Annotated in this window: 13 protein-coding genes; 12 read left to right on the top strand and 1 reads right to left on the bottom strand. The window is 59.1% G+C overall.

Features of this window, described 5'->3' with window-relative positions; genetic code table 11:
- Positions 1 to 6 precede the first annotated feature (6 nt).
- From cyoB to cyoE, 4 genes are read left to right on the top strand one after another with little or no spacing between them, the layout of a single operon-like run.
- On the top strand, positions 7 to 1,998 hold the full coding sequence (gene cyoB / locus FNY10_RS00810) for a cytochrome o ubiquinol oxidase subunit I (RefSeq protein ID WP_131047494.1): 1,992 nt from the start codon (positions 7 to 9) through the stop codon (positions 1,996 to 1,998).
- Complete coding sequence (locus FNY10_RS00805; protein ID WP_100683126.1) at positions 1,988 to 2,599, top strand: cytochrome o ubiquinol oxidase subunit III; 612 nt, start codon at positions 1,988 to 1,990, stop codon at positions 2,597 to 2,599. Before cyoB ends, FNY10_RS00805 begins: the two co-directional genes overlap by 11 nt.
- Positions 2,599 to 2,928 (top strand): cytochrome o ubiquinol oxidase subunit IV, encoded by a 330-nt coding sequence (locus FNY10_RS00800; protein WP_100683125.1) that lies wholly within the window; start codon positions 2,599 to 2,601, stop codon positions 2,926 to 2,928. The genes FNY10_RS00805 and FNY10_RS00800 overlap by 1 nt, the downstream gene beginning before the upstream one ends.
- Positions 2,929 to 2,939: 11 nt before the next feature.
- Positions 2,940 to 3,827 carry a heme o synthase gene (gene cyoE, locus FNY10_RS00795; protein ID WP_100683124.1) on the top strand — a complete coding sequence of 296 codons (888 nt, stop codon included), beginning with the start codon at positions 2,940 to 2,942 and terminating at the stop codon, positions 3,825 to 3,827.
- 51 nt (positions 3,828 to 3,878) lie between these two features.
- Here cyoE and FNY10_RS00790 read toward each other — a convergent pair whose 3' ends face one another.
- Positions 3,879 to 4,637: an IclR family transcriptional regulator domain-containing protein gene (locus FNY10_RS00790; protein ID WP_160702177.1), complete on the bottom strand. Its 759-nt coding sequence runs from the start codon at positions 4,635 to 4,637 to the stop codon at positions 3,879 to 3,881.
- A 152-nt stretch (positions 4,638 to 4,789) separates the two neighbouring features.
- Here FNY10_RS00790 and FNY10_RS00785 point away from each other — a divergent pair, with 152 nt between their 5' ends.
- From FNY10_RS00785 to FNY10_RS00750, 8 genes are all read left to right on the top strand, one after another.
- The gene (locus FNY10_RS00785) at positions 4,790 to 5,611 is read left to right on the top strand and encodes a shikimate dehydrogenase family protein (RefSeq protein ID WP_100683122.1); all 822 of its coding nucleotides are present in this window, start codon (positions 4,790 to 4,792) and stop codon (positions 5,609 to 5,611) included.
- Complete coding sequence (locus FNY10_RS00780) at positions 5,608 to 7,284, top strand: FAD-dependent oxidoreductase (RefSeq protein WP_131047492.1); 1,677 nt, start codon at positions 5,608 to 5,610, stop codon at positions 7,282 to 7,284. The genes FNY10_RS00785 and FNY10_RS00780 overlap by 4 nt, the downstream gene beginning before the upstream one ends.
- Before the next feature lie 13 nt (positions 7,285 to 7,297).
- Positions 7,298 to 7,618: an NIPSNAP family protein gene (locus FNY10_RS00775; protein WP_131047491.1), complete on the top strand. Its 321-nt coding sequence runs from the start codon at positions 7,298 to 7,300 to the stop codon at positions 7,616 to 7,618.
- A gap of 10 nt (positions 7,619 to 7,628) precedes the next feature.
- On the top strand, positions 7,629 to 9,332 hold the full coding sequence (locus FNY10_RS00770) for an FAD-dependent oxidoreductase (protein WP_160702179.1): 1,704 nt from the start codon (positions 7,629 to 7,631) through the stop codon (positions 9,330 to 9,332).
- A 66-nt stretch (positions 9,333 to 9,398) separates the two neighbouring features.
- Positions 9,399 to 10,217, top strand: a complete 819-nt coding sequence (locus tag FNY10_RS00765; RefSeq protein WP_131047489.1) for a sugar phosphate isomerase/epimerase family protein — start codon at positions 9,399 to 9,401, stop codon at positions 10,215 to 10,217.
- Positions 10,218 to 10,227: 10 nt separating this feature from the next.
- Positions 10,228 to 11,592 (top strand): MFS transporter, encoded by a 1,365-nt coding sequence (locus FNY10_RS00760; RefSeq protein WP_160702181.1) that lies wholly within the window; start codon positions 10,228 to 10,230, stop codon positions 11,590 to 11,592.
- Positions 11,593 to 11,597: 5 nt separating this feature from the next.
- Positions 11,598 to 11,735 (top strand): Gfo/Idh/MocA family oxidoreductase, encoded by a 138-nt coding sequence (locus FNY10_RS26715; RefSeq protein WP_321197132.1) that lies wholly within the window; start codon positions 11,598 to 11,600, stop codon positions 11,733 to 11,735.
- Between the two features lie 599 nt (positions 11,736 to 12,334).
- Positions 12,335 to 13,513, top strand: a complete 1,179-nt coding sequence (locus tag FNY10_RS00750) for a Gfo/Idh/MocA family protein (protein WP_131047487.1) — start codon at positions 12,335 to 12,337, stop codon at positions 13,511 to 13,513.
- Positions 13,514 to 13,599: the final 86 nt, after the last annotated feature.

The following is a 13,599-nucleotide window of genomic DNA, read 5'->3' as shown; positions in this document are numbered from 1 at the left end:
AAAACGATGTTCGGAAAACTCACACTGGATGCAGTGCCCTACCATGAACCCATTATTGTGGTTACGGTGGCTGCGATTATCATCGGGGGACTGGCGCTTCTGGCGGCAATCACTTACTTCGGTAAGTGGTCCTACCTTTGGAATGAATGGCTGACTTCGGTCGACCACAAAAAACTGGGTATCATGTACGTTATCTTAGCCATCGTGATGTTGCTACGTGGCTTTGCTGACGCCGTTATGATGCGTAGCCAGCAGGTACTGGCCTCGGCCGGGGAAGCTGGCTTCCTGCCGCCTCATCACTACGATCAGATCTTTACCGCCCACGGCGTTATCATGATCTTCTTCGTAGCGATGCCGTTTGTTGTCGGCCTGATGAACCTCGTGGTTCCTCTGCAGCTCGGCGCGCGCGACGTGGCCTTCCCGTTCCTCAACAACCTGAGCTTCTGGTTCACCGTTGTCGGCGTAATTCTGGTTAACCTCTCTCTGGGCGTCGGTGAATTCGCACAGACCGGTTGGCTGGCCTATCCGCCGCTGTCGGGAATCGAGTACAGTCCGGGCGTTGGGGTCGATTACTGGATCTGGGCTCTCCAGCTCTCTGGTATCGGTACGACGTTAACCGGTATTAACTTCTTTGTAACGATTATCAAGATGCGTGCCCCTGGCATGACCATGTTCAAGATGCCGGTATTTTGCTGGGCATCTCTGTGCGCCAACATCCTGATTATCGCCTCCTTCCCAATTCTGACCGTCACTATCGCGCTGCTGACCCTGGACCGCTACCTGGGCACCCATTTCTTTACCAACGATATGGGTGGCAACATGATGATGTACATCAACCTGATTTGGGCCTGGGGCCATCCGGAAGTGTATATCCTGGTTCTGCCGGTCTTCGGGGTGTTCTCCGAAATCGCGGCGACCTTCTCGCGTAAACGTCTGTTTGGCTACACCTCGCTGGTCTGGGCAACAGTCTGTATTACCGTTCTGTCGTTCATCGTTTGGCTGCACCACTTCTTCACTATGGGTGCCGGCGCGAACGTTAACGCCTTCTTCGGTATTACCACCATGATTATCGCCATCCCGACCGGGGTTAAGATTTTCAACTGGCTGTTCACCATGTACCAGGGCCGCATTGTCTTCAACTCAGCAATGATGTGGACTATCGGCTTCATCGTCACCTTCTCTGTCGGTGGTATGACCGGCGTACTGCTGGCCGTACCGGGCGCGGACTTCGTGCTGCACAACAGTCTGTTCCTGATTGCCCACTTCCATAACGTCATCATCGGCGGCGTGGTATTTGGTTGCTTCGCGGGTCTGACCTACTGGTGGCCGAAAGCCTTTGGCTTCACGCTGAACGAAACCTGGGGCAAACGCGCCTTCTGGTTCTGGATAATCGGCTTCTTCGTGGCGTTTATGCCGCTGTACGTACTGGGCTTTATGGGGATGACCCGTCGCCTGAGCCAGCAGATTGACCCGCAGTTCCATCCGATGCTGGTTGTTGCGGCCTGCGGCGCGGCGCTGATTGCCTGCGGTATCCTCTGCCAGCTGATTCAGTTCTACGTCTCTATCCGCGATCGCGAGCAGAACCGCGACCTGACCGGTGACCCGTGGGGCGGCCGTACGCTGGAGTGGGCAACCTCTTCTCCGCCGCCGTTCTACAACTTCGCCATCGTTCCTCACGTCCACGAGCGCGATGCGTTCTGGGAAATGAAAGAAAAAGGCGAAGCGTATAAGAAACCGGCTGGCTATGAAGAGATTCATATGCCGAAAAACAGCGGCGCGGGCATCGTTATTGCTGCTTTCGCAACGGTGTTTGGTTTCGCGATGATCTGGCACATCTGGTGGATGGCGATTGCAAGCTTCGTCGGTATCCTGGTGACCTGGATTATTAAGAGCTTTGACGAGGACGTGGATTACTACGTGCCGGTTGCAGAAGTCGAAAAACTGGAAAATCAGCATTTCGACGAGATTAACAAAGCAGGGCTGAAAAATGGCAACTGATACTCTTGCGCATAACGCCCACGCGCACGAACACGGGCACCACGATACAGGGCCGATGAAGGTATTCGGCTTCTGGATCTACCTGATGAGCGACTGCATTATCTTCGCTACCCTGTTTGCGACCTATGCCGTTCTGGTGAACGGCACGGCTGGCGGACCGAGCGGTAAAGATATTTTCGAACTGCCGTTCGTTCTGGTTGAAACCGCGCTGCTGCTGTTCAGCTCCATCACCTACGGCATGGCGGCTATCGCCATGTACAAAAACAACAAAAGCCAGGTGGTTTCCTGGCTGGCGCTGACCTTCCTCTTCGGGGCAGGGTTCATCGCGATGGAACTGTATGAATTCCATCACCTGATTGTTGAAGGTATGGGCCCGGATCGCAGCGGCTTCCTGTCAGCGTTCTTCGCGCTGGTCGGTACCCACGGTCTGCACGTCACCTCTGGTCTTATCTGGATGGCGGTGCTGATGGTTCAGGTTTCACGTCGCGGTCTGACCAACACTAACCGTACCCGTATCATGTGCCTGAGCCTGTTCTGGCACTTCCTGGACGTAGTGTGGATCTGCGTGTTCTCGGTTGTCTATCTGATGGGGGCAATGTAATGAGTCATTCTGGCGATCATCACGGCGCTTCTCACGGCAGCGTAAAGAGCTACATGACAGGGTTCATCCTGTCGATCATTCTGACGGCGATTCCGTTTGCTATGGTTATGAGTGGCTCCGCATCGCATGCGGCTATTCTGGGAACTATCCTCGTCACTGCTGTTGTGCAGATTGTGGTACACCTGGTGTACTTCCTGCACATGAACAGCAAGTCTGACGAAGGTTGGAACCTGACCGCGTTTATCTTCACCGTAATCATCATTGCTATCGTTGTTGTGGGCTCCATCTGGATTATGTGGAACCTGAACTACAACATGATGATGCACTAAGAGCGGCAAGTATGTTTAAGCAATACCTGCAAGTAACGAAACCTGGCATCATTTTTGGCAACCTGATCTCCGTGATCGGCGGTTTCCTGTTGGCCTCCAAAGGTCACATCGACTATCCGCTGTTTGCATGGACACTCCTTGGGGTGTCCCTGGTGGTCGCCTCGGGTTGTGTATTCAACAACTACATCGACCGCGACATCGATCGTAAGATGGAACGGACGAAAAACCGGGTGCTGGTCAAAGGGCTGATCTCGCCACAAGTTTCGCTGGTATACGCCACCTTGCTGGGTATTGCTGGCTTCATGCTCCTGTGGTTCGGCGCGAATCCCCTGGCCTGCTGGCTGGGGGTCATGGGGTTCGTGGTTTATGTCGGGGTCTACAGCCTGTACATGAAACGCCACTCCGTCTACGGTACGCTGATTGGTTCTCTCTCCGGCGCGGCGCCGCCGGTGATTGGCTACTGCGCGGTAACCGGTCATTTCGATAGCGGCGCGGCGATTTTGCTGGCTATCTTCAGCCTGTGGCAGATGCCTCACTCCTACGCCATCGCGATTTTCCGCTTTAAGGATTATCAGGCGGCGAACATTCCGGTGCTGCCGGTGGTGAAAGGCATTTCCGTGGCGAAGAACCACATTACGCTGTACATCGTGGCTTTTGCTGTCGCCACGCTGATGCTCTCTCTGGGCGGTTACGCCGGGTATAAATATCTGGTCGTGGCGGCCGCGGTGAGCGTCTGGTGGCTGGGGATGGCGCTGCGCGGTTACAAAGTGGCGGATGATAAAGTCTGGGCGCGTAAGCTGTTCGTCTTTTCTATCGTCGCCATTACCGCGCTGTCGGTCATGATGTCCGTCGACTTTATGGTGCCCGATTCACACAATCTGCTGGCCTACGTCAGATAAGATTGTCGCTCTGACAAACCCCGCTCCGGCGGGGTTTTTTATTGCCCGGAGTTATCCCACCAGCATCGCCTGCGCGCTATAGAGCAGATCCAGATGGTCGCGACACAACGCATCCAGCGAAGTCCGCGACTGGTGAGAAGTCAGGCTCAGCGCCCCCCAGTACAGCCCTTCCCTGTCGGATAAAGGCACCGCCAGAACCAGCATCCCAATTTCAAACTCCTGCTCGATAGCGGCAAACCCCTGGCGCCGCACCACAGCAATTTTCTCCATCAGCATCGCCACGTCCGTCACCGTATACGGCGTGCGCTGTTCACGCTTAATACGCCGCAGAATCCTCTCGCACTCCTCTTCCGGCAGCGAGGCCAGCCAGAGTCGCCCGCCGGCGGTGCAAAATATCGGCACCCGCTCCCCTAACCGCACCGAGGTCGAGTTAAACGGCGTATGTTTGCTGCGCGCGATATACACCAGTTCATCTTCATCAACCACCCCCACCGACGCATGTTCTTCGGTGCGGCTGGCAATGTACTCAACGATGGGGCGGACCATACGCGGAAACTGTGCCGAATCGACATACGCCTGACCGAGGCGCAGCGCTTTTGGCGTCAGCCAGTAAGCGCGACCGTCGGTCTGCACATAGTGCTCGTGCAGCAGCGTCAGCAGAAAACGTCGTGCGGCGCTCTGCGTCAGGCCGCTCATTTTCGCCGCCTGAGGCACGGTGAGACGGGGAAACTCTTTGGAGAAAAGCTGAATCAAGGCCAGTCCTTTTTGCAGACCGACTATCAAATCGCGCGGATGTATTGTGTTTTGCATATCAGCTCACATTTTTGCAACATTACCATCGATTCACTGCGATTATCGCAGTGGTGGTGCGATTAACAACCAATACGTCCGAATTCTGCGTTGTCGCTCTCAGGTTCCGCTGAAATACTTTCACAACATTCATTTAACAAATGAGGTTTGAAATGGTCAGTGGATTCACGCAGGTGGTTGCCGTTATCGGCCATCCGATTACTCAGGTTAAATCCCCGGAGAACTTCAACCGCTACTTTGCCGACCAGCAGATGGACAGCGTCATGATCCCGGTCGATATCGCCCCGGAAGCGGTGGCGGATTATTTGCTGGCGTTACGTGGATGGCTGAACATGAGCGGCGTACTGGTCACCGTGCCGCACAAACAGCGCGCCGCCGCGCTGGTTGATGAGCTAACGCCGCGCGCCCGTCATCTCAACGCGGTGAATGTCATTCGCAAACTGGCGGATGGCCGCCTGCAGGGCGATATGCTGGATGGCGTCGGCTTCTCGCTTGCCGCGGCGGCCCACGGTTTTCAGGCTGAAGGGAAGACCGCGCTGCTCTCCGGCTGCGGCGGCGTCGGCAGCGCCATCGCCTGGGGACTGTGTGAAGCCGGGATTCGCCAGCTGGCGCTACACGACCAGAATCCGGCCACGTTACAGCTGCTGCATAACCGTCTCGCCACCCATTTCCCCCAGGTCCATCTCACTACGCTGCCCGACACCCTGAGCGGCCTTGATCTGCTGGTGAACGGCTCCCCGGCCGGGATGGCAAACTTCGATCCGCTACCGCTGCCGCAGGCTTTACTGGAGAGTCTGAGTCCGACAACCCACGTCGCGGACGTCGTGACCGCACCGGCGATCACGCCGCTGCTGGCTTTCGCCCAGGCGCGCGGCTGCGTAGTACAAACCGGCCCCGAAATGGCGCTGGCGCAGATGAAACTCATGGGGCAGTTCATCGGAGCCATCCCGCAGGAACAAGGAGCCGCGGCATGAAAAGCTGGGATGTGATTGTCATCGGCAGCGGTGCCGGCGGGTTTGCCGCCGCCGTCACGGCCTGCTGCAAAGGGCTGTCGGTGCTGATGCTGGAAAAAGCGCCGCAGTTTGGCGGCACCTCGGCGATTTCCGGCGGAGCGGTATGGATCAATGATACCGACCAGGCACGCGCGCAGGGGAAAAGCGGCACCGCGGACGCGATCAAAACCTACCTGAAAACCATCATCGGCGAACAGAACTATCGTCCGGACATCGTCGATGCGTTTGTCGCTTCCGGGCGCGAGGCGCTGGCGTTCCTCGAACAAGAGGGCGCGGTGAAGTACAGTCTGCGCCCCCTCTCACCGGACTATTACCCTGATGAACCAGGCGCCGTGGACTGCGGACGCGCGCTGGAAGTTGTGGAGTACGACGGGCGCCAGCTCGGCGATCGCTTTCGCGATCTGCGCTCTCCCCCACCGGGGATGCTGTTATTTGGCGGCATGATGGTCAACCGCGTGGATATCCAGCATTTTCTGGAGATGCGCCGCTCGCTGCGCTCGTTATCGCACTGCGCGAAGCTGCTGCTGCGCTATGCGCGCGATCGCCTCAGCCACCCGCGCGGTACCCGGCTGGCGATGGGTAACGCCCTAATTGCCCGCATGGCCACCGTGGCGCTGCGCAAAGGCATGACGCTCCGGCTCAACGTCAACGTCCTTTCGCTGGTTGAACACGAGGGCGCGGTCACCGGCGTCAATATTGAATGCGACGGCCAACAGGAGACCTTACAGGCGCGCTGCGGCGTGGTGCTGGCCGCCGGCGGCTTTGCCGCAGGAGCGCTGGCGGCACGCTACCGGCCGCATACCCGCGAGCATTACTCCATGTCGCCTGCCGCCAATGATGGCGCCGCATTCCGTCTCGCCGGCGCACTCCATGCCTGTGAAGGCGCCGACCTGTCGTCCAATTTTTTCTGGGCGCCGGTGTCGGTACTGCGCCACGCCGACGGGCGCGAAGAACGCTTCCCGCACCTGGTCACCGACCGGGCCAGGCCGGGGGTTATCGCCGTCAACCAAAAGGCGGAACGTTTCGTCAACGAATCAAACTCTTACCACCATTTCGCCAGCGCCATGCAAAGCCAACCCGAAAACGCCCCCTGTTTTCTGATCTGCGATGCCCTGGCGATGAAACGCTACGGCCTCGGTCTTGCCCGGCCCGCGCCGGTGAACAACGATGCGCTGATCGAGGCCGGCTACCTGCACAAAGCGGACTCCCTCGCCCGGCTTGCTCAACAGCTGGGGCTTGACGCACAAGCGCTCGCCGGGACGGTGGCCCGCTACAATCGCGATGCCGCGCAGGGAGAAGATCCGCAATTCGCCAAAGGCGGCAACAGCTATAACCGCGCGATGGGCGATCCGGCCCATCTGCCGAACGCCTGCAATGCCCCGCTGCTGAACGCTCCATTTTATGCCATCACCCTCTACACCGGTGATCTGGGCACCTCGCGCGGGCTGGTCACCAGCGAGAATGCCCAGGTCCTTAATCAACAACGTCAGCCGATCCAAGGCCTGTATGCCGTGGGTAACGATATGGACTCCATGATGGCGGGCACCTACCCCGGTCCCGGCATCACGCTCGGCCCGGCGCTGACCTTCGGCTATCTCTCTGCCCGCCATATGGCACAACAACAGACCCCATAACAGGAGAAACACCATGATCTATGAAAAACGCACCTACACCCTCAATCCGCTGAAAATGGCCGACTGGCTGGCGCTGTACAAAAGCGATGCTTACGCCGTCCAGACCGAGCACCTCGGTAAGCTGATCGGCTTTTTCTTCACCGAAATCGGCGTGGTCAATCAGGTCGTGCATATCTGGGCTTACGAGAGCCTCGACGATCGCCTGGTACGCCGGGCGCGCATGGCGCAGGACGAACGCTGGCTGACCTTCTCGCGTAAAAACCGCGAGCTGGCGGCCGTTGAGCGGCTGGAGTCGGTCCTGCTGCGTCCTGCTGATTTTTCACCACTGCAATAAGGGGCCGGAGATGAGCGGGCATAAAAAGGTGGATGTGCTGGTCGTCGGTTCCGGCGCGGCGGGGCTTTCCGCCGCGGTGACCGCCGCCCTCAAGGGTGCCAGCGTCCTGCTGGCCGAAAAGGAGTCGGTTATCGGCGGCACCAGCGCCTGGTCAGGCGGCTGGCTGTGGATACCGCGCAATCCGCTCGCCCGCGAAGAGGGCATTCAGGAGCAAGAGGACGCGCCGCTGACCTATCTGCAGCACGAGATGGGCGGCCAGCCCGCCGATGCCCGCCTGCTCACCTTCCTGCAGCAGGGCCCGGAGATGATCGACTTCTTCCGCCGCCATACGGCGGTGCAGTTTCTCTCCGGCAGTCAGATGCCGGATTTTCACATGTCGCCGGGCTACGCCCAGGGGGGGCGTTCGGTGACGGCACAACCGTTTGATGGACGCTTGCTGGGTGACTGGCTGCACCGCCTGCGCCCGCCGCTGGAGACCATCAGCCTGGCCGGGATGGGCATCGCTGGCGGCAACGATATGGCGCACTTTTTTAATGCCACCCGCTCCCCGCGATCGGCGGTGTATGCCGCCCGGCGTCTGCTGCGTCACGGCTGGCAACGACTGCGCGCTGGCCGCGGGCAGCATCTGGTTAACGGTAACGCGCTGATTGGCCGCCTGCTGCGGTCGGCGCTCGACGCAGGCGTCAGTATTCAACTGAATGCCCCTGTCGTTCGCCTGCTGACATCATCGGCTGGGGTCAGCGGCGCGGTACTGCGCAGCGATGATGGCGATATTGAGGTTCAGGCCGATGCCGTAATCCTCGCCTGCGGCGGCTTTCCGCACGATCGTCAGCGCCTGGCGCAGCAGGTTCCGCACGCGGCGGGCGGCTACGGTCACTTCTCCGCCGCGCCGCCGGGTAATCAGGGCGACGGTATCCGGCTCGGGGAATCGGTCGGCGGTCAGTTCGACGCCTCGCTCAAACACGCCATGGCCTGGGCGCCGGTCTCCCGCGTCACCCTCGCGAGCGGCCTGCAACTGGTCTTCCCGCACCTGGTGGAACGCGCTAAGCCGGGGTTTATCGCCGTCTTGCCCAACGGCAGGCGTTTTACCAATGAGGCCGACTCCTACCACGACTTTATTGCCGCGCTGCTCGCCGCAACGCCTGCGGGAGAACAGCCGGTAGCGTGGCTGCTGGCCGATAGCCGGACGCTACGTCGCTACGGTCTGGGCCACGCCCGCCCCTTTCCGTTTTCACCCGCAGCATGGTTGCGCACGGGCTATCTCCGCTCGGCCCCCACGCTGGCGGCGCTGGCGGAGCAATGCGCCATCGATGGCGGGCAGCTGGTGGAGACGGTAGCGCGCTTTAACGACTACGCCGCGCGAGGGGAAGACCCGGAATTTCAGCGCGGCGCCTCGGCCTATAACCGGGCGCAGGGAGATGCCAGGCATCCTCATCATCCCACGCTGGGTCCACTGCGCCACGCGCCCTTTTATGCGGTGCGTATTTTACCGGGTTCGCTGGGCTCTTTTAGCGGGCTGAAAACCGATGAACAGGCGCGCGTGCTGGATGCGCGTCAACAGCCGATCGCTGGTCTCTACGCCATTGGCAATGATATGTCGAGCGTGATGCAGGGGTACTACCCCAGCGGCGGTATTACGCTCGGCCCGGCCATGACCTTTGGCTATCTGGTGGGGAAAACGCTGGCCGCCAGGATAACAAAAACAGCATCGTAACCGACATCTTACCAGGGACGGCAGTACACATAACAACAATCACCTGCAACTGTACCGGAGTCTTTTATGAACATGCGAACTCTGTCCCTCGCCGCGCTCACCGTGCTCGACGTTCCGCCACCGGAACAGGTGCGGATCGCGGCACAAACCGGCTTTACTCACGTTGGCCTGCGTCTGCTCCCCGCCACGCCGACCGATCCTGACTACGCTATGCTCGGCGATACCGCAACCGTTCGCGCGACCCTCTCTGCGCTGATGGAGACCGGCATTCGCGTATCAGATGTCGAAATCGTGCGTCTGACGAGCGATTTTTCGCTTAATGCCCGCCTGGAAAGCTTTCTTGAAACCGCCGCGCGCCTGGGCGCCCGGCAGGTGCTGGTGGCCGGTAACGATAACCACCTGACCCGCAGCGCTGAAAATCTTGCCGCGCTCGCCGAAACCGGCCGGAAGTATGGTTTAACCATGAATCTGGAGCCGATGCCGTGGACCCAGCTGCGTACCATCGCTGACGCCAGACGGCTGATTTCCGCCAGCGGGCGGGCGGACATCGGGATTCTGATTGACGCCATCCACTTCTGGCGCGCGGGAGAGTCGCTCTCCAGCCTCGCCGACCTGCCGCCAGAGTGCCTCAACTATATGCAGCTGTGCGACGCTCCGGCGCAGATTCCCGATAACGAACAGGAGTTGATCCATCAGGCCCGCGCCGCGCGGAAGGTACCGGGCGAAGGCGGGCTGGATCTGCATGGTCTGATGTCCGCGCTGCCGACGACGCTACCGGTATCGCTGGAAGTGCCGTTAAGCGGCGCCCAGGGCGCTCTACCGGCCCTCAACCGCGCGCGGTTGCTGTTCAATGCCGCCCAGTCTTACCTGCACGCTTGCGCATAAGGAAAACCCTATGACTCAGACCCAACGCCTGGATGTCAGAGAGTTAATCAACAACAATCCGCTCAGCCGTTTTCAGAAACTGGTGGTTTTCTTAGGCTTTTGCGTGATTGCGCTCGACGGTTTTGATATTGCGATTATGGGGTTTATCGCGCCGACGCTGAAGCATGAATGGGGCGTGACTAACTATGAGCTCGGCTTCGTCATCAGCGCGGCGCTGATTGGCCTGGCCCTGGGGGCGATCCTCTCCGGGCCGCTCGCCGACTGGCTGGGGCGAAAAAAAATCATCGTCAACAGCGTCTTTTTCTTTGGCTTCTGGACTATCGTCACCGCCTTCTCGCAGAACATCGAACAGATGATTTTCTTCCGTTTTATGACCGGACTGGGACTCGGCGCGGCGATGCCCAATATCGGCACGCTGGTATCGGAGTATGCCCCCGAGCGTCGGCGCTCCTTTCTGATTACGGTGATTTTTTGCGGCTTTACCTTCGGTGCGGCGGCGGGCGGCTTTTCCGCCTCGTGGCTGATCCCGCGCTTTGGCTGGCATTCGCTGATGGCGCTCGGCGGGATTCTTCCGCTGTTGTTTGCGCCATTGCTCATCTGGCTGCTGCCGGAGTCGGTGCGCTTTCTGGTGGTTAAACGCGCGCCGGCGGCACGTATCCGGGCGATATTACAACGGCTCTACCCGGGACAAATTGCGGATAACGCTGAATTTACGCTCCCGGCACAGCCTGTCAACGCCAACGCCATGCGCCTTGTCCTCTCGCGCCAGTACCGCCTCGGCTCGCTGATGTTATGGCTGGTCTATTTTATGGGCCTGTTTCTGGTTTATATCCTCGGCAGCTGGCTGCCGACGCTGGTCAAAGAGGTCGGGCTGACCGTCAGCCAGGCCGCGGTGATGACGGCGATTTATCAGGCCGGCGGCACCATTGGCTCTCTGTTCGCCGGGTGGCTAATGGACCGCATTAACCCCCATCGGGCACTGGGGCTGATTTACGCCATCGGCGGCCTGTTTACAATGGCCATAGGCTACGCCGCCGCCAGTTTTGCGCTGCTGTGCCTGCTGGCCTTCGTCAGCGGTGCTTGCCTGAACGGCGCGAATACCGGGATGAATGCGCTCTCCGCCCGCTATTATCCGACCCAGGCGCGCGCTACCGGCTCCAGCTGGATGCACGGCGTCGGCCGAATGGGCGCCATCCTCAGCGCCTTTGCCGGCGCGGAAATGATGGCGCTCAATCTCAGCTTCGAAAGTGTCTTTTTAATCCTTGGGATCCCGGCAGCATTCACCGTCGTCGGTCTGGTGGTAAAGGGGCTGTTTGCCAGCGATGCCGAATCTGCCTCCCCGACCCCCTCCCCCTCACTGAGGAGTCTGTCGTGAGCTAAATTCGTCTTGCCGTCATTGGCGCGGGCGCCATCGGACGCAAACATATTGCGGTGCTTCGCGCTAACCCACGGGCTGAGCTGGTCGCCCTCGCCGATCCTTTGCCCGAAGCGCAGGCGCCTGGATATCGCAGGGTATGACAATGTTGAAGCCATGCTGGATGCGGTACAGCCGCAGGGCGTGATAACGCCACGCCCAATCTTCTGCATGTGCCCTGCGCGCTGGCGATCCCGCAGATGCAGTGCTGGCGCTATGCGAAGCGGGCGGCTGGCCAGGCGGCCTAATCCGCATCCACAGGCACCGGCGCAATTCCGCATTGCGCCGACTTTTCAGCGCGCTTTGGCGTGCGAGGAAAAAGAAAAATAAATTTCATTTAAAGATAAAATGAATATTAATCGTTCATTATCTCAGCGTCCCACGTTGCAGCATCACGCTTTCCCGGCCAGACGCACCAGTTAAACCAGCGTTAATCATCTCATTTCATGCGTTTTTAACCAAACGGCCGTTCATCAGGTGCCCAGCGGACGGTGGGATAATCTTGATGATTTTTCGATCCTTCTCGCATAAATAAAAATTTAATTTCATATAATGAAAAAAATGAAATAAATATTTTTATACCTGTTTTAACCTTCCTCAGGCCGCCGTTTGGTCGCCAGGCTGGCGCCAGAGTCCTGCCCCGCTTCCTCATGCAGGGAGCAAATCTCATCAGACATCCGTACTTTGTATCAAGGAGAACACCATGTTAAACGGCATGAAACCCCTGCCCCGCTCCCTGCGCTGGGGAATGGTCGGCGGCGGAGCCACCAGCCAGATTGGCTACAGCCACCGCTCGGCCGCGCTGCGTGACAATGTCTTTACCTTGCTGGCCGGCGCCCTGGATATTGATGCCGAACGCGGACGCCAGTTTGGTGAACAGCTCGGGATCGCGCCGGAGCGCTGTTATGCCGATTATCAAACGCTGTTTCGCGAAGAGGCGCTGCGTCCTGACGGTATAGAAGTGGTATCGGTAACCACGCCGAACAATACCCACTTCGCCATTACCAAAGCGGCGCTGGAAGCCGGACTGCACGTGGTCTGTGAAAAACCGCTCTGCTTTAGCGCCGCCGAAGCCCAGGAGCTGCGGGAGCTGAGCATCAAGCATAACAAAATCGTCGGCGTCACTTACGGCTATGCCGGGTATCAGATGATTCAGCAGGCGCGGCAGATGATTGCCGACGGGCTGCTCGGGCAGATTCGGATTATCAATATGCAGTTTGCCCATGGTTTTCATAATGAAGCCGTCGAACTGCAGGCGGAGTCCACCCGCTGGCGCGTCACGCCGAAGTATGCCGGACCAAGCTACGTGCTGGGCGACCTGGCAACGCATCCGCTCTTTGTCGCCGAAACGATGGCGCCGCACCTCAACATTCGCCGTCTGATGTGTTCCCGCCAGAGTTTCGTCGCATCGCGCGCGCCGCTGGAAGATAACGCCTTTGTGCTGATGGAATACGACAACGGCGCCATCGGATCAATGTGGACCAGCGCGGTCAACAGCGGCGCTATGCACTCGCAAAAGGTGCGGATCGTCGGAGAGAAAGCCAGCATCGAGTGGTGGGATGAGCATCCCAACCAGCTCAGCTATGAGGTACAAGGTGAGCCGGCGCGGGTGCTTGAGCGCGGCATGCCGTATCTCAGAGCCGCGGCCCTGGCCGACGATCGGATCGGTGGCGGTCACCCGGAAGGGCTGTTTGAAGCGTGGGCAAACCTCTATCGGCGCTATGCGATAGCCATCGATGCGATGGATCGCGGCGATCGTGGGTTTCTGGAGCACTTCTGGTACCCGGATGTTGAAGCCGGTCTGCACGGCGTCTACTGGGTGGAGCAATGCGTGAAATCCGCCGACGCCGGCAGCCAATGGGTTGACTTTAATTTACAATAAATGCCATCAACCAGTGGAGCCTTCGCCACTGGTTTCTTTATTTTCCCCGCGCTTACCGCATCATGCAACACAGCGGTAATATCTGT

Origin of the sequence: Klebsiella sp. Lac1, from assembly GCF_009825425.1 — a bacterium.
Lineage (GTDB): Bacteria > Pseudomonadota > Gammaproteobacteria > Enterobacterales > Enterobacteriaceae > Klebsiella > Klebsiella electrica.
Note: the sequence above shows the minus strand (reverse complement) of the source record. Positions and strands in the feature narration are given on the sequence as shown.